21 protein-coding genes are annotated in these 21,876 nt (G+C 54.1%); 19 read left to right on the forward strand and 2 right to left on the reverse strand.

Annotation, left to right across the window (positions count from 1 at the left end; all coding sequences use genetic code 11):
- Positions 1-722: 722 nt before the first annotated feature.
- Positions 723-1,862 (reverse strand): tRNA epoxyqueuosine(34) reductase QueG, encoded by a 1,140-nt coding sequence (queG, locus tag IV04_RS20475; RefSeq protein ID WP_037404479.1) that lies wholly within the window; start codon positions 1,860-1,862, stop codon positions 723-725.
- On the opposite strand from queG, the gene nnr reads away from it, so the two are divergent.
- From nnr to rlmB, 14 genes are all read left to right on the forward strand, one after another.
- The gene (gene nnr / locus IV04_RS20480) at positions 1,861-3,375 is read left to right on the forward strand and encodes a bifunctional ADP-dependent NAD(P)H-hydrate dehydratase/NAD(P)H-hydrate epimerase (RefSeq protein ID WP_037404478.1); all 1,515 of its coding nucleotides are present in this window, start codon (positions 1,861-1,863) and stop codon (positions 3,373-3,375) included. The genes queG and nnr overlap by 2 nt on opposite strands.
- A 10-nt stretch (positions 3,376-3,385) precedes the next feature.
- Complete coding sequence (gene tsaE, locus IV04_RS20485; protein ID WP_037404476.1) at positions 3,386-3,856, forward strand: tRNA (adenosine(37)-N6)-threonylcarbamoyltransferase complex ATPase subunit type 1 TsaE; 471 nt, start codon at positions 3,386-3,388, stop codon at positions 3,854-3,856.
- 7 nt (positions 3,857-3,863) lie between these two features.
- Positions 3,864-5,564, forward strand: a complete 1,701-nt coding sequence (amiB, locus tag IV04_RS20490; RefSeq protein ID WP_037404474.1) for an N-acetylmuramoyl-L-alanine amidase AmiB — start codon at positions 3,864-3,866, stop codon at positions 5,562-5,564.
- A gap of 29 nt (positions 5,565-5,593) precedes the next feature.
- Positions 5,594-7,468 (forward strand): DNA mismatch repair endonuclease MutL, encoded by a 1,875-nt coding sequence (mutL, locus tag IV04_RS20495; protein WP_037404473.1) that lies wholly within the window; start codon positions 5,594-5,596, stop codon positions 7,466-7,468.
- Positions 7,461-8,402: a tRNA (adenosine(37)-N6)-dimethylallyltransferase MiaA gene (gene miaA / locus IV04_RS20500; RefSeq protein WP_037404471.1), complete on the forward strand. Its 942-nt coding sequence runs from the start codon at positions 7,461-7,463 to the stop codon at positions 8,400-8,402. The genes mutL and miaA overlap by 8 nt, the downstream gene beginning before the upstream one ends.
- 114 nt (positions 8,403-8,516) lie before the next feature.
- On the forward strand, positions 8,517-8,825 hold the full coding sequence (gene hfq, locus IV04_RS20505; protein WP_004955988.1) for an RNA chaperone Hfq: 309 nt from the start codon (positions 8,517-8,519) through the stop codon (positions 8,823-8,825).
- Between the two features lie 98 nt (positions 8,826-8,923).
- The gene (hflX, locus tag IV04_RS20510) at positions 8,924-10,204 is read left to right on the forward strand and encodes a ribosome rescue GTPase HflX (protein ID WP_037404470.1); all 1,281 of its coding nucleotides are present in this window, start codon (positions 8,924-8,926) and stop codon (positions 10,202-10,204) included.
- Between the two features lie 92 nt (positions 10,205-10,296).
- The gene (gene hflK, locus IV04_RS20515) at positions 10,297-11,553 is read left to right on the forward strand and encodes an FtsH protease activity modulator HflK (RefSeq protein WP_037404468.1); all 1,257 of its coding nucleotides are present in this window, start codon (positions 10,297-10,299) and stop codon (positions 11,551-11,553) included.
- A gap of 3 nt (positions 11,554-11,556) precedes the next feature.
- Positions 11,557-12,567: a protease modulator HflC gene (hflC, locus tag IV04_RS20520; RefSeq protein ID WP_037404467.1), complete on the forward strand. Its 1,011-nt coding sequence runs from the start codon at positions 11,557-11,559 to the stop codon at positions 12,565-12,567.
- 60 nt (positions 12,568-12,627) lie between these two features.
- Positions 12,628-12,828 carry a DUF2065 domain-containing protein gene (locus IV04_RS20525; RefSeq protein WP_037404465.1) on the forward strand — a complete coding sequence of 67 codons (201 nt, stop codon included), beginning with the start codon at positions 12,628-12,630 and terminating at the stop codon, positions 12,826-12,828.
- A 97-nt stretch (positions 12,829-12,925) separates the two neighbouring features.
- On the forward strand, positions 12,926-14,224 hold the full coding sequence (locus tag IV04_RS20530) for an adenylosuccinate synthase (RefSeq protein WP_037404489.1): 1,299 nt from the start codon (positions 12,926-12,928) through the stop codon (positions 14,222-14,224).
- Positions 14,225-14,553: 329 nt separating this feature from the next.
- Positions 14,554-14,979, forward strand: a complete 426-nt coding sequence (nsrR, locus tag IV04_RS20535) for a nitric oxide-sensing transcriptional repressor NsrR (protein ID WP_037404464.1) — start codon at positions 14,554-14,556, stop codon at positions 14,977-14,979.
- Between the two features lie 59 nt (positions 14,980-15,038).
- Entirely contained in the window at positions 15,039-17,525 is a 2,487-nt protein-coding gene (gene rnr / locus IV04_RS20540) for a ribonuclease R (protein ID WP_037404462.1), read from the forward strand.
- A gap of 60 nt (positions 17,526-17,585) precedes the next feature.
- The gene (rlmB, locus tag IV04_RS20545; RefSeq protein WP_037404461.1) at positions 17,586-18,317 is read left to right on the forward strand and encodes a 23S rRNA (guanosine(2251)-2'-O)-methyltransferase RlmB; all 732 of its coding nucleotides are present in this window, start codon (positions 17,586-17,588) and stop codon (positions 18,315-18,317) included.
- 48 nt (positions 18,318-18,365) lie between these two features.
- Here rlmB and bsmA read toward each other — a convergent pair whose 3' ends face one another.
- Complete coding sequence (gene bsmA / locus IV04_RS20550) at positions 18,366-18,668, reverse strand: biofilm peroxide resistance protein BsmA (protein WP_037404460.1); 303 nt, start codon at positions 18,666-18,668, stop codon at positions 18,366-18,368.
- 106 nt (positions 18,669-18,774) lie between these two features.
- Between bsmA and yjfP the strand changes: the two genes are divergently transcribed.
- The 5 genes from yjfP to rplI all read left to right on the forward strand — a co-directional run bounded on the left by yjfP (position 18,775) and on the right by rplI (position 21,786).
- Positions 18,775-19,527 (forward strand): esterase, encoded by a 753-nt coding sequence (yjfP, locus tag IV04_RS20555; RefSeq protein ID WP_037404459.1) that lies wholly within the window; start codon positions 18,775-18,777, stop codon positions 19,525-19,527.
- Positions 19,528-20,340: 813 nt separating this feature from the next.
- Positions 20,341-20,736: a 30S ribosomal protein S6 gene (gene rpsF / locus IV04_RS20560; RefSeq protein ID WP_037404458.1), complete on the forward strand. Its 396-nt coding sequence runs from the start codon at positions 20,341-20,343 to the stop codon at positions 20,734-20,736.
- A gap of 8 nt (positions 20,737-20,744) precedes the next feature.
- Positions 20,745-21,062, forward strand: a complete 318-nt coding sequence (gene priB / locus IV04_RS25475) for a primosomal replication protein N (RefSeq protein WP_072010938.1) — start codon at positions 20,745-20,747, stop codon at positions 21,060-21,062.
- Positions 21,063-21,066: 4 nt separating this feature from the next.
- Entirely contained in the window at positions 21,067-21,294 is a 228-nt protein-coding gene (gene rpsR, locus IV04_RS20565; RefSeq protein ID WP_000135199.1) for a 30S ribosomal protein S18, read from the forward strand.
- 39 nt (positions 21,295-21,333) lie between these two features.
- Positions 21,334-21,786 (forward strand): 50S ribosomal protein L9, encoded by a 453-nt coding sequence (gene rplI, locus IV04_RS20570; RefSeq protein WP_037404457.1) that lies wholly within the window; start codon positions 21,334-21,336, stop codon positions 21,784-21,786.
- The last annotated feature ends 90 nt before the right edge of the window (positions 21,787-21,876 follow it).

Raw genomic sequence — 21,876 nt, forward strand, 5'->3', positions numbered from 1 at the left:
ACCCCACAAGCTTTCCACAAGGTGTAGCGGTATTATGAAAAGCTATTTAGTTGCTTGTAGGCGGCAACTGAGTGAAGCCCCAGGAGCTTACTGAAGTAAGTGATAAGTGACTGGGAGTGAGTGAGGGCAGTCACCCAGGCTTAGGAATGAGTGCGGCGTTAAGTCACCGGAGTACCTCTAGTGGGGCTAGGTCTGGATATTTCAGGTTAAAAGGACGCTTTTTCATCAGTTTTTGGCCGTGAAATAGCCCATGCGGTCATAAGTTAAGCGCTTGGGTTGAGGCCGCAACCTTTCTTGATGTTTGGGGCTTGCTAAGGAAATATTATTGGTACATAATGCGGTCCATATTACGGAGTGCCGTAGTAGAAAATAGTTTTAAATCAATTAATTAAATGCTCAGTGGGAAGTCCGTTTCCCGCTCCAATTTTTCTCTCCAGATAAAATCCAGTTCTACCCCTCTCAGGATGCGGGATTCGCTATCTTATTCATCTTCAGATGCAACGTTGTGAACAGAGTTATCCACAGATTGCGCACCTAAACTCTGTTGTTCAGAAATTCAATGTCACGCAAGTGAAATATTTATTTAATTGATAATTAAGTCATTTTATTTATCTTAAAACGTTATCGCGATCACTTGCTCTTTTTTTGGCGGTTGAAAGACAAGGTGTTTTTATTTTTATGCACAAATCCACAGGGCAAGTCTGATGGCAAAGTGACAGATGCTAGGCATCCCGCGGTAACCCTTTTTCCACCGCCCGAATCAAGCGTTTTTTCTGCAAGTTTTGTACTTCAACCCCCAAAGCATCACGCCGCGCCAACTGTTGTTCCACCGCCCAAATGATATGTTCGTCCAACATGCGGTCTTCGCCCTGACGGGCGCGTAGTGCAATGACGATCTGATCTTGATAAGGGGCATTGCCAAGCGCCACAGCAATATTACGCAGCCAGCGCAAGTGGCCAATACGCCGGATAGCGGAACCTTCGGTGATGCGCAGAAACTTTTCTTCACTCCAGCCGAACAGGCTGAGCAACTGCGGAGCGTGCAGCACCGCGCGCGGGCTGAAATCGTCTTCATCAGTCAATTGCGAGAAACGGTTCCATGGGCAGATAAGTTGGCAGTCATCGCAGCCGTAGATACGATTCCCCATCAGAGGGCGGAATTCTTCTGGAATAGCGCCATCCAGTTCGATAGTCAGGTAGGAAATGCAGCGCCGGGCATCGACGGTATAAGGCGCAACGATTGCGCCGGTTGGGCAGGTGGTGATGCAGGCGACGCAACGGCCACATTGTTCTTCCTGCGGTTGATCGACGGGCAGTGGCAGGTCAATCAGTAATTCCCCCAGAAAGAACCAGGAACCCGCGTCGCGATTAAGAATAAGTGAGTGTTTACCAACCCATCCGATGCCTGATTTGGCTGCCAGGGCGCGTTCCATCACCGGGGCTGAATCGACAAATGGCCGAAAATTCAGCTCCCCGCAATAATCCTGAATCTGTTCACCGAGCTTTTTCAACCGCTGACGCAGCAGTTTATGGTAGTCGCGGCCTAGCGCGTAACGGCTGACATAACCCAATTGCGCATTTTGCAGTGTACTGGCGAAGGCGGCCTTGGCAGGCAAATAGTTCATGCGCACGCTGATAACGCGTAACGTACCGGGCAACAGCTCATGTGGCCGAGCGCGCAACATGCCGTGGCGGGCCATCCAGGCCATCTCACCGTGATACTGTTTGTCCAGCCACGCCTGCAGCTTCGGCTCTCCCGCGCTGAGATCGGTATCACAGATGCCAACCTGCTGGAATCCTAGCGATTGCCCCCATTGCTTGATATGTTGGGCGAGTTGATTGAGATCGAGAGGGTATGTCATGACGAGCCATAGTGAGAAACCATACGCTGACAGTTTACCACACTCGGTCTGGTCTGCGGATTGGATCCGACAGGCGGAACCTTTGGCTGCTGCTGCAATGGGGCTCTCTCTTGATCAATTGATGCAGCGTGCCGGTTCTGCGGCCTATGCGCTGGCGCGTGATTACTACCCGGCTAGCCGCCACTGGTTGGTGTTGTGTGGTCATGGCAACAATGGTGGGGACGGTTATGTGGTGGCGCGTCTTGCCGTGGCTGATGGCGTTAAAGTGACGCTCGTCGCCTGTGAAGGTTCCCGCCCGTTGCCGCCAGAGGCGGCGCATGCCCGGCAAGCATGGCTGGAAAGTGGCGGTGAGATTCTGTCTGCCAGCAGTCGTTGGCCGGAGGATATCGATCTGATTATCGATGGCCTGCTTGGCACTGGGTTAGCCTCTGCTCCCCGTGCGCCTTATGCTGCGCTGATTGAAGCCGCTAATCGTGCCAATGCGCCGATTATTGCGCTGGATCTCCCTTCTGGTCTGCTGGCTGAAAGTGGAGCAGTGCCTGGAGCCGTTATCCGCGCAGCGCATACTCTGACGTTTATTGCTCTTAAACCAGGTTTGTTGACCGGGCAGGCGCGTGATTGGGTTGGGCAACTTCATCACAGCACGCTAGGATTGAACGACTGGCTGGCCAGGCAACCGCCAGCGATTCAGCGAATTACCGCCAGCGATCTCGGGCATTGGTTGAAGCCGCGCCGACCCTGCTCCCACAAAGGCGAGCATGGCCGTTTGCTGCTGATTGGTGGCGATCACGGTTTCGGTGGTGCTATACGGATGGCGGCAGAAGCGGCGCTACGCAGCGGTGCCGGTTTGGTGCGAGTGCTTACTCACATTGAACATGTCGGGCCGCTGCTGACTGCCTGCCCAGAACTGATGGTACAACGTCTGACGGATGACCAGTTGCAGCAGGCTCTCACCTGGGCTGATGTGGTGGTGATTGGCCCAGGGCTTGGCCAGAGTGATTGGGGTAAGAACGCCTTGAAACAGCTGCAGACCAGTGACAAACCGGCACTGTGGGATGCGGATGCACTTAACTTACTGGCATTACATCCTGATAAGCGTCAGAATCGAGTAATGACCCCTCATCCTGGCGAAGCGGCGCGGTTGTTGAACTGCCGTACGGCTGATATTGAGAGTGATCGCTTACTCGCAGTACGCAAGCTGGTAGCGCAATACGGTGGGGTGGCGGTGCTGAAAGGTGCCGGAACGTTGATTGCCGATCAACAGGGAGAGATCGCGATCGCCGACGTCGGTAACGCCGGGATGGCATCAGGCGGCATGGGTGATGTGCTGTCAGGCATCATTGGTGGTTTGCTGGCACAAAAACTCTCGCTGTATGATGCAGCCTGTGCTGGTTGTGTGGTGCACGGTGCCGCTGCGGATCTTGTGGCAAAGAAGCAAGGAACAAGAGGGCTGTTGGCAACCGACCTGCTGCCGAACATCCCCCATTACGTTAATCCTGAGTTGGCAAAATAGATATTATCGAATGAAAGAACTCGTTTTACCTCTGCCGGATGAGGCAGCGACTGTCACATTGGGTACTGCCTTGGCTAAGGCGTGCGATCGTTCCAGCGTTATTTATCTTTACGGTGATTTGGGGGCCGGTAAAACCACCTTTAGCCGGGGTTTTTTGCAGGCGCTGGGCCATCAAGGCAACGTGAAAAGCCCGACTTATACGTTGGTCGAGCCTTATGCATTGCAACCGCTCGCGGTATATCACTTTGATCTCTATCGGTTAGCCGATCCTGAAGAACTCGAATTTATGGGCATTCGCGACTATTTTGCGCAGGATGCCATTTGCCTGGTGGAATGGCCACAGCAAGGAACCGGTGTGTTGCCCGCTCCCGATCTGGAGTTGCATCTCAGCTATCATGACGATGGCCGACAGGCGCAGCTTAAGGCGGTTTCTGCCTACGGTGCCGAGCTTTTAGACCGTATTGATGGGCAACAGGGATGACGCTTTCATGATCCATATGCTGAAAAAAGTGGCTGTTATCGCCTTGTTTGCCTTGCTGGTGCCGTTTGCTGCCCAGGCTGCCTCGTCGTTATCCAATATCAACGTGACTAACGCCCAGCGTGAAGCCACGGTCTCGGTGAGTTTCACTGGCCCACCAGACTATGCTTTCTCTACGGTACGCGGGCCGGATCGCGTCGTTCTGGATGTGAATCAAAATGGCAAAGTGGGTGGCCTGCCGCTGAACTTCAGCGGCCACAATCTAGTGAAAAGTATTCGTTCCAGTACGCCAAAAGACGACCAAAGCGTGCGGCTGGTTTTTGACTTGACCCAGCGGGCAAAAACCCGTGCGGTGACGCGCCAGAATGGCAATACCTACACCGTGGTATTCACCATTACTGCGGAAAGCAGCCCGAATATCAGTAGTGTGCGCAAAGCACCGGTCACCAGTGAACCGGTGCGTAAAACGCCAGTGACGCCGAGCGGCTCTAATCCGTTTACCAACCAGCCTGCTGCCGTATCCGGTATTGCGACAGAAACGACACCGCGCAGTAGCCGGGTTTCTGCCGGATCCGGTGACCGTGTGGTCGTGGCAATTGATGCCGGGCACGGTGGGCAGGATCCGGGGGCTATTGGGCCAAGTGGCTTGAAAGAGAAAAATGTGACCATCGCCATTGCGCATCGTCTGCGAGCGTTGCTGGACGCCGATCCGATGTTTAAACCAGTGCTGACGCGTAGCGGAGATTACTTTATTTCGGTAATGGGGCGTTCCGATGTGGCGCGTAAGCAGGGCGCTAATGTGCTGGTTTCGATTCACGCCGATGCGGCACCTAATCGCAGCGCCAATGGGGCTTCGGTGTGGGTGTTGTCTAATCGACGGGCGAACAGTGAGATGGCCGGGTGGCTGGAACAACACGAGAAACAGTCTGAATTGCTGGGTGGGGCGGGCGATCTGTTGGCCAACAGCCAGGCCGATCCTTACCTGAGCCAGGCGGTGCTGGATTTGCAGTTTGGTCATTCGCAACGCGTGGGTTACGACGTGGCGGTGAAAGTCTTGCAGCAGCTACAGCGCGTGGGTTCATTGCACAAACGCCGCCCAGAACACGCCAGTCTGGGAGTACTGCGCTCACCGGATATTCCCTCTTTGCTAGTAGAAACCGGGTTTATCAGTAATAGCACGGAGGAGCGACTGCTCGGCAGTAGCGCATATCAGGATAAAATTGCGCAGGCGATCCACAATGGTCTACGCAGTTATTTCCTGGCGCATCCGCTACAAGCTGACCCAAAGGTCGAAAACCGTCCGCAGCGGGTCGCAGCGGCGGTTAACTCCACGGTAAATGACTTGCGGCAGCCGGAACCGGAAGTGAGCCGCCCGCGCAGTGCGAATACGGGGAAAACACAAATCCACGTAGTACAGCGGGCAGAAACGCTTTCCGGCATTGCCGACAGCTACGGCACCAGCATGGCCACGCTGCGTACGCTGAATAACTTGAAAAAAGATGGGGTTTGGGTAGGGCAACGTCTGAAAGTGCCTGCAGGTAGTGGTGCTGCGGCACCGGCCAAAGCCAAACCGAGCAAGCATAAAGTGGCGCGTGGCGACACGTTATCCTCTATTGCCGCGCGTTATGGGGTTAGCGTCAGTGAACTGAAAAGCGCCAATAAATTAAAGTCGGATGTTGCACCGCTAGATCGGACACTGATCATTCCGTAGCGTTGGGTGTCATAAACAGAGGGATTCGCATGCCTATCCAGGTGTTACCGCCACAGCTTGCCAACCAGATTGCCGCCGGAGAAGTGGTCGAGCGGCCTGCGTCGGTGGTGAAGGAATTGGTAGAAAACAGTTTGGATGCAGGCGCGACGCGTATTGATATTGATATTGAGCGCGGTGGGGCCAAGCTGATCCGTATTCGTGACAACGGCTGTGGAATCGGCAAAGCCGATCTGGCTTTGGCACTGGCCCGCCATGCGACCAGCAAAATCAGCACGCTTGACGATCTGGAAGCGATTGTCAGCCTGGGCTTTCGCGGTGAAGCGTTGGCCAGTATCAGTTCGGTTTCACGTCTGACGCTCACCTCTCGCATAGAACAACAAAATGAGGCTTGGCAGGCCTATGCCGAAGGGCGGGAACAGGCCGTGACGGTTAAACCCGCAGCCCATCCGGTTGGCTGCACGCTGGAAGTGCTCGACTTGTTTTACAACACCCCGGCGCGGCGCAAATTTATGCGCACGGAAAAAACCGAATTCGGCCATATTGATGAAGTGGTGCGACGCATCGCGCTGGCGCGTTTCGATGTGGCAATCAACCTGAATCACAACGGCAAGCTGATGCGCCAGTATCGCGCAGCCAAAGAGGAAAGCCAGCATGAGCGTCGCTTGGCCAGCATCTGCGGCCCGGCCTTTTTGCAGCACGCGTTGACCATCTCCTGGCAGCATGGCGATCTCACCATTCGCGGTTGGGTGGCCGACCCTGAAGGCGCACGGCAATTGGGCGAAATGCAATACTGCTATGTTAATGGCCGGATGATGCGCGATCGTCTGATCAATCACGCTATTCGTCAGGCGTATCAGGATCAGCTGAAAGACGATCAGCAACCGGCTTATGTGCTGTATCTGGAAGTGGATCCTCATCAGGTGGATGTGAACGTCCATCCGGCAAAACATGAAGTGCGTTTCCATCAGGCGCGGCTGGTGCATGATTTTATTTATCAGGCAGTGACTACCGTGTTGCAGCAGGCGGGTAACGTGCCGTTGCCGCTGACTGAAGCGCCAAATGAGCAGGAAGCGCCTGCTTGGCAGCCGGAAAATCGCGTGGCGGCAGGGGGGAACCACTTTTCGCAACCTGCCCCGCAGCGTGAGCACTCGCCAGCCTCCCATTCCGTCGCCCGCGAACGTGCACCGCAGCAGCCTTATCAGGCTGGAGCCAGTTACCAAAAACGGGAAGGGGAACTGTACGGCAAGCTGCTGCAGGCGGCTCCAGCAATCGAAGCCGCATCGGGCCTGGATAAGCCGCCTTTATTTCCGCCTGTAAAAGCTGAGCAGGAAGCGCCATTGGCCAGCAGCCAGCACAGTTTTGGCCGTGTACTGATGATTTATCCTCCAAGCTATGCGTTGGTTGAACAGCGCCAGCAATTGGCGTTACTCAACCTGACCGTTGCTGAGCGCTGGTTGCGTCAGGCACAGCTCTGCCCACCGGAAGAGGGGTTACGGCCCCAGCCGCTGTTGATCCCAATCAAGTTGACACTGAATAAAAATGAAGCAGCAGCCTGTGTGCAGCATCAGGCTTTATTAGCGAAAATGGGGTTGGAACTGCAATCCGATCATGGGCGTGTGACGTTGCGCGCAGTTCCTTTACCGTTACGGCAACAAAATTTACAAAAACTGATCCCTGAGCTGTTAGGCTATTTGGCGGAACATCAGGAGATGTCGCCAACCGTGCTGGCCACCTGGATTGCCCGCCATTTAGGCAGTGAGCATGAACAGTGGAACAGTTCGCAAGCGATACAGTTATTGACCGACGTTGAACGACTTTGCCCGCAACTGGTGAAATCACCACCAGGCGGCCTTTTGCAACCCGTTGATTTACAGACTGCGCTGGCAGCCCTTAAGCATGAATGAAACTGAAAGAACACATCGCCCCCCGGCCATTTTTATTATGGGGCCGACGGCCTCAGGCAAGACCGCATTGGCTATGGCGCTGCGTGAGCATCTGCCCGTAGAGCTTATCAGCGTGGATTCTGCGCTGATTTATCGTGGTATGGATATTGGTACCGCCAAACCGACGGCGGCAGAGCTGATACAGGCACCGCATCGGCTGATTGATATCCGCGATCCTGCTGAAGCTTACTCTGCTGCGGATTTTCGCGCCGATGCCCTGAGAGAAATGGCTGAGATCACCGCTGCCGGGCGTATTCCGCTGTTGGTGGGGGGGACCATGCTCTATTTCAAGGCGTTGCTGGAAGGATTATCACCGCTGCCCTCTGCCGATCCGGTGGTGCGTGAACGTATTGAGCAGCAAGCGGCAGAGCAGGGTTGGGATGCATTGCACCGCCAGTTACAGCAGATTGATCCGGTTGCGGCCATGCGAATTCATCCCAATGATCCGCAGAGACTCTCCAGAGCACTGGAAGTTTTTTTCATTTCGGGTAAAACTTTAACCGAACTGACTAAAATTTCGGGTGAATCGTTACCTTATCATGTTCATCAATTTGCAATAGCGCCAGCCAGCCGTGAGTTGTTACATCAACGCATTGCGCTGCGTTTTGAGCAAATGTTGGCGGCAGGTTTCGAGACGGAAGCACGTGCACTTTTTGCACGGGGTGATTTGCATACGGATTTGCCTTCCATTCGCTGTGTCGGTTATCGCCAGATGTGGTCATATTTTTCTGGTGAAATCAGTTACGATGAAATGGTTTATCGAGGTGTTTGCGCAACGCGTCAGTTGGCCAAGCGTCAAATGACCTGGTTACGGGGTTGGGAGTCGGTTCATTGGTTAGACAGTGAAAAGCCGGGAGAGGCTTTGGACTCGGTAATTCAGGTTGTTAGTGCATAGGTTGAGTGATTGTGTACAATTGATGAGTTTTTAGCGCGCAAATTTTTTACGTCGTTTATTTTAGAGCCGATAGGTTCTTAGTTACAAACAACAAGCAAATAAGGAAAAGATAGAATGGCTAAGGGGCAATCTTTGCAAGATCCGTTCCTGAACGCATTGCGTCGTGAACGTGTTCCGGTTTCTATTTATTTGGTGAATGGTATTAAGCTGCAAGGCCAGATTGAGTCTTTTGACCAGTTTGTCATCCTGTTGAAAAACACGGTAAGCCAGATGGTTTATAAGCACGCTATCTCTACCGTTGTCCCGTCACGCCCGGTATCTCACCATAGCAACAATCCGAGCGGCGGCACCAGTAACTATCACCATGGTAACAACCCGTCTGCGCCGCAACAGCCGCAGCAGGAAAGCGATGACGCTGAATAAGGCGCGTTGCGAGTCAACCATGACGGGGTGCATAAGCAGCGATGTGTTGTTTATGCTCCCCAAACTCACGGTTTCTATCCGTTTGAGAGGTTGCACGCTTGTTTGACCGTTATGAAGCCGGTGAGCAGGCCGTACTGGTTCATATCTATTTCTCACAAGACAAAGACACAGAAGATCTCAGCGAATTTGAGTCGCTGGTATCCTCTGCGGGTGCCGAAGCTTTGCAAGTGGTGACTGGTAGCCGCAAAGCGCCGCATCCCAAATACTTTGTCGGTGAAGGAAAGGCCGAAGAAATTGCAGATGCGGTGAAAGCCAGCGGCGCGTCTGTTGTCCTGTTTGATCATTCCCTTTCCCCAGCGCAGGAGAGAAATCTCGAACGCCTGTGTGAATGCCGGGTGATCGATCGCACCGGGTTGATTCTAGACATCTTTGCCCAGCGTGCCCGTACCCATGAAGGTAAGCTGCAGGTTGAATTGGCGCAGTTGCGTCATATCGCCACCCGTCTGGTTCGTGGCTGGACGCACCTTGAACGCCAGAAAGGCGGGATTGGCCTGCGTGGGCCGGGGGAAACCCAGCTAGAAACCGATCGTCGCTTGCTGCGCGATCGCATCAGCCTGATTCTCAAGCGCCTTGAGCGAGTCGAGAAACAGCGCGATCAGGGGCGGCGAGCGCGTACCCGTGCCGATGTGCCGACCGTATCGCTGGTGGGGTACACCAACGCCGGTAAATCTACCCTGTTTAACCGAATGACATCTGCCGAAGTGTATGTGGCAGATCAGCTATTTGCCACCTTGGATCCTACCCTGCGGCGTATTGACGTAGCGGACGTGGGCGATACCGTGTTGGCGGATACCGTAGGTTTTATCCGGCACTTGCCGCACGATCTTGTTGCCGCGTTTAAAGCGACGCTGCAGGAGACGCGCCAGGCATCTTTGCTGTTACATGTGATCGACGCTGCGGATATTCGGGTGGACGAAAACATTGAGGCGGTAAATACCGTGCTGGCGGAGATTGAGTCGGATGAGATCCCTACACTGTTAGTGATGAACAAAATAGATATGCTGGATGATTTTGTTCCGCGTATCGATCGCAACGAAGAGAATTTACCGGTTCGCGTGTGGCTGTCCGCCGCCAGTGGAGACGGTATTCCGTTGCTATTTCAGGCGTTGACGGAGCGTCTGGCGGGGGAGATCGCGCATTACGAATTGCGTTTACCTCCACAGGCAGGCCGTCTTCGTAGCCGTTTTTATCAACTTCAGGCGATCGAGAAAGAATGGAACGAAGAGGACGGCAGTATCGGCTTAGTGGTACGCATGCCGATCGTGGAGTGGCGTCGCCTCTGCAAGCAGGAACAGGACCTGATTAACTTTATCGTATGATCATATGCTGTTACATTTGAGTGCTCACTCAATAACAGAGTGAGTTAAGCGTTAGCCTGAAGTACCCAATCACAGAATAATGGAGCTAAAACATGGCGTGGAATCAGCCCGGTAATAACGGACAGGACCGCGACCCGTGGGGGAGCAGCAATAATAATGGCGGCAACTCTGGCGGTAACAACAAAGGCGGTCGCGATCAAGGGCCACCTGATTTGGATGATATCTTCCGCAAGCTGAGCAAGAAATTGAGCGGCCTGGGCGGGGGTAAAGGCTCCAACAGCGGTGGCACCGGTTCGAGCGGGCCTAACTTCAGTGGCCGTATCATCGGTATCGCTGCGGTAGCGGTGGTGGTGATCTGGGCCGCAAGCGGTTTTTATACCATCAAAGAAGCTGAACGAGGTGTGGTGACGCGCTTCGGTAAATTCAGCCATCTGGTGCAGCCCGGTCTTAACTGGAAGCCAACGTTCATTGACGAAGTGCGTCCGGTTAACGTGGAGTCGGTGCGTGAACTGGCTGCATCCGGCGTGATGCTGACTTCCGATGAAAACGTGGTGCGCGTAGAGATGAACGTGCAGTACCGCGTAACCGATCCGGCAGCCTATCTGTTCAGCGTGACCGATGCCAATGACAGCCTGAGACAGGCGACCGACAGCGCATTACGTGGTGTTATCGGCAAATACACTATGGACAAAATCCTGACCGAAGGCCGTACCATCGTGCGTAGCGATACTCAGCGTGTACTGGAAGAAACCATTCGTCCATACAAAATGGGTATCACATTGCTGGACGTTAACTTCCAGGCGGCACGTCCACCGGAAGAGGTGAAAGCCGCGTTTGATGATGCGATTGCCGCACGTGAGAACGAACAGCAATACATTCGTGAAGCAGAAGCTTATGCCAACGAAGTTCAGCCGCGTGCCAACGGTCAGGCACAGCGTCTGTTAGAAGATGCCAGGGCTTATGAAGCCCGTACGGTGCTGGAAGCTCAGGGTGAAGTGGCGCGCTTTGCCAAACTGTTGCCGGAGTACAAATCGGCACCTGAACTGACCCGCGAGCGTCTGTACATCGAAACGATGGAAAAGGTTCTGAGTCATACCCGCAAAGTGCTGGTGAATGACAAAGGCAACAATAATCTGATGGTGTTACCACTGGATCAGATGTTGCGTGGCCAGACCGGCAAAGCGGCGACCGAAGGCAGTAAAGATACCAGCCTGATTCGTCTCAACCCGGCTCCTTCTACCAGTACAACGACAGAAGCGGGCACCAGTAGCACCAGCGGTAGTTCGATGATGGACCAGCGCCGGGCAAATACGCAGCGTAGCGACAACACTCGCGTAGGGAGAGAATAATCAATGCGTAAGTCTTTCATAGTGATCGTCGCGGTGGTGTTGGTAGCACTCTACACCTCACTGTTTGTGGTACAGGAAGGTGAGCGCGGCATTGTGCTGCGTTTCGGTAAAGTACTGCGCGACAGCGAAAACAAGCCACGTGTTTATGCGCCGGGTCTGCACTTCAAGATCCCGTTTGTTGAAACCGTGAAAAGGCTGGATGCGCGTATCCAGACCATGGATAACCAGGCCGATCGCTTTGTGACCAGCGAGAAGAAAGACCTGATTGTCGATTCCTACCTGAAATGGCGTATCAGTGATTTCAGCCGTTACTACCTGGCAACCGGTGGTGGTGATGTTTCGCAGGCCGAAGTGTTGTTGAAACGTAAGTTCAGTGACCGTTTGCGTTCTGAGATTGGCCGTTTGGACGTGCGCGATATCGTTACTGACTCACGTGGCCGCCTGATGGCCGACGTGCGTGATGCGCTGAACACCGGTACTGTTGGTGACGGTGAAGAAGCTGCGACCACGGAAGCGGATGATGCTATCGCTTCTGCTGCAGCCCGCGTTGAGCGTGAAACCACTGGCAAACAGCCCGCGGTTAACCCGAATAGCATGGCGGCACTGGGGATCGAAGTGGTTGATGTGCGAATCAAGCAGATCAACCTGCCAGCTGAAGTATCTGATGCCATCTTCCAACGTATGCGTGCGGAACGTGAAGCGGTAGCCCGTCGTCACCGTTCACAAGGCCAGGAAGAAGCGGAAAAGCTGCGTGCAACTGCCGACTACGAAGTGACCCGTACGATCGCGGAAGCTGAGCGTCAGGCGCGCATCACCCGTGGTGCGGGTGATGCTGAAGCGGCCAGACTGTTTGCTAACGCATTCAGCCAGGATCCGGATTTCTACGCGTTCATCCGTAGCCTGCGTGCTTATGAAACCAGCTTTGGTTCAGGCAATCAGGATGTCTTGGTGTTGAGCCCAGACAGCAATTTCTTCCGTTACATGAAGTCGCCGGAAGCGACGCGTAACAGATGATGCCAGCATAGTGAGACCAGGGCCCGTTAATCGCGGGCCTTTCTTATTTGGGGAGAAGGGATGAATTCGACTATCTGGTTGGCTCTGGGGCTGGTGTTGGTATTGGAAGGGTTAGGGCCAATGCTGTTTCCGCGTGTTTGGCGCAGAATGATCCTGGCAATGGCGCAGCTACCGGACTCCACATTACGGCGTTTTGGTGGTGGAATAGTGGTTGCGGGCTGCGTGATCTACTACATGTTGCGTAGCCGCATGGGGGGGTAAACTTTAGCCGAAAAAGTATGCAATAGTATGCTAAAAGTGCTGAAACTCAAGAATTACGATGGTAGAATCCATTTTTAAGCAATCGGTGATTTTGAAAATGGGTAATAACGTCGTCGTACTGGGCACCCAATGGGGTGACGAAGGTAAGGGTAAGGTCGTAGACCTGCTGACCGAACGAGCTCAATATGTTGTGCGCTACCAAGGTGGCCATAACGCTGGCCATACTCTGGTTATCAACGGTGAAAAAACCGTTCTTCATTTAATCCCCTCAGGTATCTTGCGTGAAAACGTGACCAGCATCATCGGCAACGGTGTGGTTCTGGCACCAGATGCATTGATGAAAGAAATGGGTGAACTTGAAGCGCGCGGCGTCCCGGTACGCGAACGTCTGTTACTGTCCGAAGCATGTCCACTGATCCTGCCTTACCATGTCGCGTTGGATAACGCGCGTGAAAAAGCGCGTGGCGCGAAAGCGATCGGCACCACGGGTCGTGGTATCGGCCCAGCTTACGAAGATAAAGTGGCTCGCCGTGGCCTGCGCGTGGGCGATCTGTTCGACAAAGAAACTTTCGCTGTGAAGCTGAAAGAAATCATCGAATATCACAACTTCCAATTGGTGAACTACTACAAAGCCGACGCCGTCGACTACCAGAAGACGCTGGACGATGTGCTGGCAGTAGCCGACATCCTCACCGCGATGGTGGTTGATGTGTCCGAACTGCTGGACGGTGCGCGCAAGCGCGGCGATCTGATCATGTTCGAAGGCGCACAGGGCACCTTGCTGGATATCGATCACGGTACCTATCCTTACGTGACGTCTTCCAACACCACCGCTGGTGGCGTGGCGACCGGTTCTGGTATTGGCCCGCGTTACGTCGACTATGTGCTGGGCATCGTGAAAGCCTATTCCACCCGCGTAGGTGCAGGCCCATTCCCAACCGAACTGTTTGATGATATCGGCGAGTTCCTGTGCAAGCAGGGCAACGAGTTTGGTGCCACCACGGGGCGTCGTCGTCGTACCGGTTGGCTGGATGCGGTAGCGGTGCGTCGTGCTGTGCAGATCAACTCTTTGTCCGGTTTCTGCCTGACCAAGCTGGACGTGCTGGACGGCCTGAAAGAAGTGAAGATTTGTGTTGGTTATCGTATGCCTGATGGCCGTGAAATGACCACCACGCCGCTGGCGGCAGAAGGTTGGGAAGGTATCGAACCCATCTACGAAACCATGCCAGGCTGGAGTGAAACCACTTTTGGTGTGAAAGAGTACAACCAATTGCCTCAGGCGGCGCTGAACTACATCAAGCGTATCGAAGAGCTGACCGGCGTACCGGTAGATATTATTTCTACTGGCCCGGATCGTAGCGAAACCATGATTTTGCGTGATCCATTCGACGCGTAATCTGTTGCTACCGTCATCTAACAAGCCGGGCAGCGTCCCGGTTTGTTTATACCCGTCATACTTCAAGTTGCTTGGGTGTTGGCTTCCTTCACTCACCCCAGTCACTTACTTGAGTAAGCTCCTAGGGCTTCGTTCAGTTGCCGCCTACAAGCAACTCGAATTATTTTGGGTATATCTCCTTTATTGTGGTTTCACATCAAAAAATCCCTTCATTCTTCTAGTTGATAGCCTTCTCTGCACTAAATAATTAGCGGCGAACTCTCCGGCTGGTTTATTATCCAATTGAGTCATCTAAAATCAGACAAATAACCTGATACCCAGAGGTAGATGTGCAGTTAACAAGTTTTACTGATTATGGCCTGCGGGCATTGATCTACCTGGCATCCTTGCCAGCGGACAGAATGACCAGCATCTCGGAAGTGACGGAGGTGTACGGCGTTTCGCGCAACCATATGGTAAAAATCATCAACCAGTTGAGCCGCGAAGGTTTCGTTACCGCCGTGCGGGGCAAAAATGGTGGCATCCGTTTGGGTAAACCAGCAGAAACCATCCGTCTTGGCGACGTGGTGCGCGCTTTAGAACCGCTTTCGCTGGTTAACTGCAGCCACGAGTTTTGCCATATCACTTCAGCCTGCCGCTTGAAGCAAGTGCTTCACCAAAGCATACAAAATTTCCTTGAAGAGCTGGACAAGCATACTTTGGCCGATATGGTCGAGGAGAATCCGCCGCTCTACAAGCTTTTGCTTGTTGAATAAAGCGTTGCTGAGCAAACCAGGCTCAGCGACACCCTGCTGATGACAACGGAGGAACCTCAATGTCACAAGATCCATTCCTGGAACGAGAAGCAGAAAAATACGAATCCCCGATCCCCAGCCGTGAATTTATCCTGGCCCATTTAGCGAAGCGTGAAACGCCAGCCAGCCGTGAAGAGTTGGGCAATGAACTGAATTTATCTGGTGAAGAACAGTTGGAAGCGTTGCGTCGTCGCCTGCGGGCGATGGAACGTGACGGGCAGTTAGTGTTTACTCGTCGCCAGTGCTATGCGCTGCCGGAGCGCTTGGACCTGCTGCGTGGTACTGTGATTGGGCACCGCGACGGCTATGGCTTCCTGCGTGTCGATGGCCGTAAAGACGATCTCTATCTCTCCGCTGAACAGATGAAAATGGCGATCCACGGTGATGTGGTGCTGGCGCAACCCTTGGGTGAGGATCGCAAAGGCCGCCGTGAGGCGCGTATCGTGCGGGTACTGGTACCAAAAACCAGCCAGATCGTTGGCCGCTACTTTACCGATGCCGGTACCGGTTTTGTGGTGCCAGATGATAGCCGCCTGAGCTTCGATATCCTGATCCCGGCTGACTCCATCAGCGGTGCGCGCATGGGCTACATGGTGGTGGTTGAACTGACCCAGCGCCCGACGCGCCGTACCAAAGCGGTCGGCAAAATTGTCGAAATTCTGGGTGATAAAATGGGCACCAGCATGGCGGTGGATATCGCTCTGCGTACCCATGAAATCCCGCATACCTGGCCACCGCAGGTGGAAAAACAGGTCGCCGATCTCAGTGAGCAGGTGCCAGAGGCGGCCAAGAAAGGGCGTGTCGATTTGCGCCATCTGCCGCTGGTAACCATCGACGGTGAAGATGCCCGTGACTTTGATGACGCGGTGTATTGTGAGAAAAAACGTGGCGGCGGCTGGCGCCTGTGGGTAGCCATTGCCGACGTCAGCTACTATGTTCGCCCGCGTACCGCATTGGATGACGAAGCCCGCAGCCGTGGTACTTCGGTCTATTTCCCGTCAGAAGTGGTACCAATGTTGCCGGAAGTGCTGTCCAACGGCCTGTGTTCGCTTAACCCGCAGGTTGATCGCTTGTGTATGGTGTGTGAGATGACTATCTCCGCTCAGGGGAAACTGTCTTCGCACAAATTCTATGAAGCGGTGATGAGCTCCCATGCGCGCCTGACCTATACCAAAGTCTGGCACATTTTGCAGGGCGATCAGGATCTGCGTGAGCAGTATCACCCGTTGGTGAAGCACCTGCAGGAGCTGCATGCTCTGTATAAAGTGCTGGATCAGGCGCGTGCTGAACGTGGCGGTATCGCGTTCGAAACCGAAGAAGCCAAGTTTATCTTCAACGCCGAACGGCGTATTGAGCGTGTGGAGCCGACGATTCGTAACGACGCTCACAAGCTGATCGAAGAATGCATGATCATGGCGAACATCTCCGCCGCGCGGTTTGTTGAGAAGAATGGTGAGCCTGCTCTGTTCCGTGTCCACGATCGCCCAAGTGACGATCATATTTCCGCGCTGCGCAGTGTGTTGAGTGAATTGGGCCTGACGTTAGGCGGTGGTTTGAAACCGCAGCCGAAAGATTACGCCACCCTGATGGATGAAGTGGCGGATCGTCCAGATCGTGAAATGCTGCAAACCATGTTGCTGCGTTCAATGAAGCAAGCGATCTACGATCCAGAGAACCGTGGTCACTTTGGCCTGGCGCTGGCGTCTTATGGGCACTTTACATCGCCGATCCGCCGTTATCCGGATCTGTCGCTGCACCGTGCCATCAAGTACCTGCTGGCCAAAGAGCATGGTGAGCAGAAAGAACGCTGGACGCCAACCGGCGGCTGGCACTGTGACTTTGAAGAGATGCTGCAATTGGGCGCGCATTGCTCAATGACCGAGCGCCGAGCGGATGAAGCCACGCGTAACGTGGCGGACTGGCTGAAGTGTGACTTCATGCAGGATCACGTTGGTGAAGTGTTCAGTGGCATTATTGCCAGCGTCACCGGGTTCGGTTTCTTTGTGCGCTTGAACGATCTGTTTATCGATGGTTTGGTGCACGTATCAACGTTGGATAATGATTATTATCGCTACGATAATATCGGCCAGCGCTTGATCGGCGAGTCTTCTGGTATGGTTTATCGCCTGGGAGACGCGGTAGAGATCCGCGTTGATGCGGTGCATATGGACGAGCGCAAGATTGATTTCGCGTTGGTATCCAGCACCCGTAAACCGCGTGGTGAAGGCAAAACCGAACGTGAACGCGCCAAGAATGGTGGGCAGCGTACCTTGCGTGACGGCACTGGTGCGGGCCGTACTCAGGCGAAACCAAAGCGCCGTGGTGGTAAACCACCAGCTAACTTTGAGCCGGACAGCGCCTTCCGCAAAGAAGGGGCCAAACCTGCTGATAAGGTTAAGAAAGACAAAAAGGCGAAAGCTAAAAAACCGTCTGAAAAAACCAAAAAGATAGCGGCAGCGACCAAGGCCAAACGTGCCAGCAAGAGCAAAGGTGCTGCGCAGGGTTAACCGGCAGCACGTTATTATCCCTGGCCGGGTTTCCCCCGGCCACACAGTTAAAAGAGCATCATGAGCGAAATTATTTACGGCATTCACGCCGTCAAAGCCCTGTTAGAACGCGATCCGCAACGTTTCCTGGAAGTGTTTATCCTCAAAGGGCGCGACGATCGCCGCCTGCAACCGTTGATTGCTGAATTGGAAGCGACCGGTATTGTGATCCAGGTGGCTAACCGTCAATGGTTGGATGAAAAGGCGGAAGGTGCGGTCCATCAGGGGATTATCGCCCGGGTGCGTGAAGGGCGGAAGTATCAGGAAAACGACCTGCCTGGCCTGCTGGAAAGCATCGAAACCCCCTTCCTGCTGGTACTGGATGGCGTTACCGATCCGCATAACCTCGGGGCCTGTTTGCGTAGCGCCGATGCTGCCGGGGTGCATGCGGTGATCGTACCGCGCGACCGTTCTGCACAGTTGAATGCTACAGCGAAAAAGGTGGCCTGCGGTGCGGCTGAGAACGTTCCGTTAATCAGTGTCACCAACCTGGCGCGTACTTTGCGTTTGTTGCAAGAGATGAATATCTGGATCGTAGGTACCGCTGGTGAGGCTGACCATACGCTGTATCAGAGCAAAATGACCGGCCCGATGGCGCTGGTGATGGGGGCTGAAGGCGAAGGTATGCGCCGTTTAACCCGCGAACACTGCGATGAACTGATCAGTATCCCAATGGCGGGCACCGTTTCCTCGCTAAACGTGTCGGTGGCTACTGGTATCTGCCTGTTTGAAGCCGTGCGGCAGCGTAGCTGAGCACACTCTCTACTGGGGCGGGTGTTTCCCGCCCTTGGTAACCAGCGTTTAACGATAAAGAATCGCCTGTGAGTACCATTGGCCCGCTACGATGGTATCGCTGTTCATGATAATCAGATAATAACGAGCGCCGCTGGCGTTGGCTTTGCGCTGGATTTCGGCTTCGACATCCATTGGGCTGCCGCGAACCTGCGCACTGATGGTCGTCATTTTTTCCAGCCCAGCGGTTTGCATCCGGGTGATTTCTTGTGCTTGCCCGATGAACGGTGGCTTGGGTGTGGTTTTAGACGAACCACAACCGCTGAGTAGATTGATCAACAGCACGAGTATCAGGGATCGGGAAAGAGTCATGGTTGGCCTCGGAAAACCTTCTTTAGCTATTCGGTGTAATGCAATCACTTGTTATACCTTCTACTCTTCAAACGCTCTTGTTAGCAACTATCAAGGAGGGGAATAAATGGTAGAAATGCATGATGAGCGAGCAGGGAACATCGCGGTGATCCATGCAGTACCGGCAGGGCAGTATGAGAAACCGTTACCGACAGTGTTCTTCTATCATGGCTATACCTCCTCGAAAGAAGTGTATGCCTATTTTGCCTATGCGTTGGCAAAAGCCGGGTTTCGGGTGGTGATGCCAGATTGCGAGAGGCACGGCGAACGTTTTGATGGCAACGAAACGCTGCGGTTGGCGCATTTTTGGGAGATCCTGAAGAGCAACGTTGACGAACTGCCAGCGCTCAAGGCGCATTTTGAGCAGCGCGGGTTGATCGCTGGGCAACGTGTCGGTGTCGGTGGTGCTTCGATGGGCGGTATGACCACGCTAGCAGCGTTTGCACGTTACTCTTGGGTGAAGGCCGCAGCCAGCCTGATGGGCTCCGGTTATTTCACCTCGCTGGCCCACACGCTTTACCCCCCTCTGGATGAACAAGGCCAGGCACTGGATGATGCCACCTTGGCTGCCCGCCTCGCGCCATTGGCAGATTACGGCGTTGAACATCATTGGGATTGCCTTGCTGGGCGGCCACTGTTGCTCTGGCATGGTGAGGCTGATGATGTGGTGCCCGCTGCGGAAAGTGAGCGTTTAGCCAGCGAACTGCGCCTGCGCGGGCTGAGCCAGACGTTAACTTATCTCACTGAAGCGGGCGTTCGGCATCGCATTACCCCCGGAGCGCTGGCCGCTACGGTGGCCTTTTTCCAGCGGGCGTTGTGAACCCGCCCCCTGAAGGCGCAGTCTCTTGTTCACATCTTGAGGTTTGTTGTGGGATGTGTGTTTATTTCGGTCGCCATACCTTTTGTGTTTATTCAGTAACGCGGGTGAATACGACCGAGTTGGGGGCTCAAGAGCCAGCCCCCAACACCCCGGCCCTTGCCCTATCAGGCGGTGGGCTTCGCCCACTACCCTCACTCCGCCACCGCGCATTGAGGCCGGCTACGACAGTCGTCCCTGACTGTCTCGCCTGAACGCGCCGTCCGTGGCGCGTTCGCCTATGCGTGGTGTCTCCGTTCGGCGCCTTCAATGGCCTTAACACCCGTGCTCATCTCACCGACAACAATGTCTGAACTGCTGTTATCAATACCCTTGTAAAGGTTGCCCGGTGGTTACAGATTCGGGTGTTGACGTTGTGCGCATCATGGCCTGCTGAGCAAGACCCCGTTGCCGGGCAGGCCATGTTAAGCGTGGGCGGGGTGCAGGGCCCCGCCTCGGGCCCTGCAATTGCCGTTCACTGTGGGATCATAGGATTGCATGCTGTTTACGGCAATTCCCATTACACCTGACTGACAGAGACAAGCACGTTGTGTATTGAGAGACAGCTGAATGCGGGGGGCAAAAGAATGAAAATCGGGCCATTTAGCCGAGAGGGGCGGATAAACAGCAATAAATCCCACTCTGTCCTTGAGTTTCCCCCCCAGCGCCAGTATGATTACGCGTCATTTTTCAGCCGCACACACATACACGTTCCTTGCTTCCATGGGCCGCGGTTGACCCTGACAGGAGGCTGAATAATCCGTAAGGAGCAATTCGATGCGTCATTACGAAATCGTTTTTATGGTCCATCCTGACCAAAGCGAACAGGTTCCGGGCATGATCGAGCGTTACAGTGCTACCATCACTAACGCGCAAGGTCAGATTCACCGTCTGGAAGACTGGGGCCGCCGTCAGCTGGCTTATCCGATCAACAAACTGCACAAAGCTCACTACGTTCTGCTGAACGTTGAAGCGCCGCAGGAAGCGATCGATGAGCTGGAAACTAACTTCCGCTTCAACGACGCCGTTATCCGTAGCATGGTTATGCGCGTTAAGCACGCGGTAACTGAAGCATCACCAATGGTTAAAGCTAAAGACGAACGCCGTGGCGACCGTCGCGATGATTTCGCTAGCGAAACCGCTGATGATGATGCTGGGGATTCTGAAGAGTAATTGCTGCCGTGACGGCTAATCGTCTGGTGTTGTCTGGCACAGTGTGCAAGACGCCGGTGCGAAAAGTGAGTCCTTCCGGAATACCCCACTGCCAGTTTGTGCTTGAGCACCGCTCATCACAGGTAGAGGCCGGATTCAGCAGGCAAGCATGGTGCAGAATGCCCGTGGTTGTCAGCGGACAACAGTCACAAGCTTTAACTCAAAGATTAACGGTCGGTAGTCGGGTTACTGTTCAAGGCTTCGTTAGCTGCCATCAAGGGCGCAACGGGCTGAACAAATTGGTCCTGCATGCCGAGCAGATTGAATTGATAGATTCTGGAGACTAGCCAAATGGCACGTTATTTCCGTCGTCGCAAGTTCTGCCGTTTCACCGCGGAAGGCGTTCAAGAGATTGACTATAAAGACATCGCTACGCTGAAAAACTACATCACTGAAAGTGGTAAAATTGTCCCGAGCCGTATCACCGGTACTCGTGCAAAATATCAGCGCCAGCTGGCCCGTGCTATCAAGCGCGCGCGCTACCTGTCTTTGTTGCCGTACACTGATCGTCATCAGTAATCGGCCACTGTCCATTAACGACTTTGAGAGGATAAGGTAATGCAAGTTATTCTGCTTGATAAAGTAGCAAACCTGGGCAGCCTGGGTGATCAAGTTAGCGTTAAAGCGGGTTATGCCCGTAACTTCCTGGTACCACAGGGCAAAGCTGTTCCTGCTACCAAGAAAAACGTAGAGTTCTTCGAAGCACGCCGTGCTGAACTGGAAGCCAAACTGGCTGACGTTCTGGCTGCTGCTGAAGCTCGCGCAACCAAGATCAACGAACTGGGTTCAGTGACCATCGCATCTAAATCAGGTGACGAAGGTAAACTGTTCGGCTCTATCGGCACCCGCGACATCGCTGACGCAGTAACTGCGGCAGGCGTTGACGTTGCCAAGAGCGAAGTTCGTCTGCCGAATGGCGTTCTACGTACTACGGGTGAGCACGAAGTGCACTTCCAGGTACACAGCGACGTGTTCGCACAGCTGAATGTAGTGGTAGTAGCAGAAGCCTAATCGGCTTGTGTCTGCCAAGTTAAAACGCCAGCCTTGTGCTGGCGTTTTGCTTTTCTGCGTGGGGGAAAACGCGCTACTCTGTGGCTATCT

This window comes from Serratia sp. Ag1, from assembly GCF_000743355.1.
GTDB lineage: Bacteria > Pseudomonadota > Gammaproteobacteria > Enterobacterales > Enterobacteriaceae > Chania.

Excerpts from the sequence above, each read along its gene's own strand:
- nnr (WP_037404478.1), top strand. The coding sequence starts at position 1,861 with ATGACGAGCCATAGTGAGAAACCATACGCTGACAGTTTACCACACTCG.
- queG (WP_037404479.1), bottom strand. The coding sequence starts at position 1,862 with ATGACATACCCTCTCGATCTCAATCAACTCGCCCAACATATCAAGCAA.
- tsaE (WP_037404476.1), top strand. The coding sequence starts at position 3,386 with ATGAAAGAACTCGTTTTACCTCTGCCGGATGAGGCAGCGACTGTCACA.
- amiB (WP_037404474.1), top strand. The coding sequence starts at position 3,864 with ATGATCCATATGCTGAAAAAAGTGGCTGTTATCGCCTTGTTTGCCTTG.
- mutL (WP_037404473.1), top strand. The coding sequence starts at position 5,594 with ATGCCTATCCAGGTGTTACCGCCACAGCTTGCCAACCAGATTGCCGCC.
- miaA (WP_037404471.1), top strand. The coding sequence starts at position 7,461 with ATGAATGAAACTGAAAGAACACATCGCCCCCCGGCCATTTTTATTATG.
- hfq (WP_004955988.1), top strand. The coding sequence starts at position 8,517 with ATGGCTAAGGGGCAATCTTTGCAAGATCCGTTCCTGAACGCATTGCGT.
- hflK (WP_037404468.1), top strand. The coding sequence starts at position 10,297 with ATGGCGTGGAATCAGCCCGGTAATAACGGACAGGACCGCGACCCGTGG.
- hflC (WP_037404467.1), top strand. The coding sequence starts at position 11,557 with ATGCGTAAGTCTTTCATAGTGATCGTCGCGGTGGTGTTGGTAGCACTC.
- IV04_RS20525 (WP_037404465.1), top strand. The coding sequence starts at position 12,628 with ATGAATTCGACTATCTGGTTGGCTCTGGGGCTGGTGTTGGTATTGGAA.
- IV04_RS20530 (WP_037404489.1), top strand. The coding sequence starts at position 12,926 with ATGGGTAATAACGTCGTCGTACTGGGCACCCAATGGGGTGACGAAGGT.
- rnr (WP_037404462.1), top strand. The coding sequence starts at position 15,039 with ATGTCACAAGATCCATTCCTGGAACGAGAAGCAGAAAAATACGAATCC.
- rlmB (WP_037404461.1), top strand. The coding sequence starts at position 17,586 with ATGAGCGAAATTATTTACGGCATTCACGCCGTCAAAGCCCTGTTAGAA.
- bsmA (WP_037404460.1), bottom strand. The coding sequence starts at position 18,668 with ATGACTCTTTCCCGATCCCTGATACTCGTGCTGTTGATCAATCTACTC.
- yjfP (WP_037404459.1), top strand. The coding sequence starts at position 18,775 with ATGGTAGAAATGCATGATGAGCGAGCAGGGAACATCGCGGTGATCCAT.
- rpsF (WP_037404458.1), top strand. The coding sequence starts at position 20,341 with ATGCGTCATTACGAAATCGTTTTTATGGTCCATCCTGACCAAAGCGAA.
- rpsR (WP_000135199.1), top strand. The coding sequence starts at position 21,067 with ATGGCACGTTATTTCCGTCGTCGCAAGTTCTGCCGTTTCACCGCGGAA.
- rplI (WP_037404457.1), top strand. The coding sequence starts at position 21,334 with ATGCAAGTTATTCTGCTTGATAAAGTAGCAAACCTGGGCAGCCTGGGT.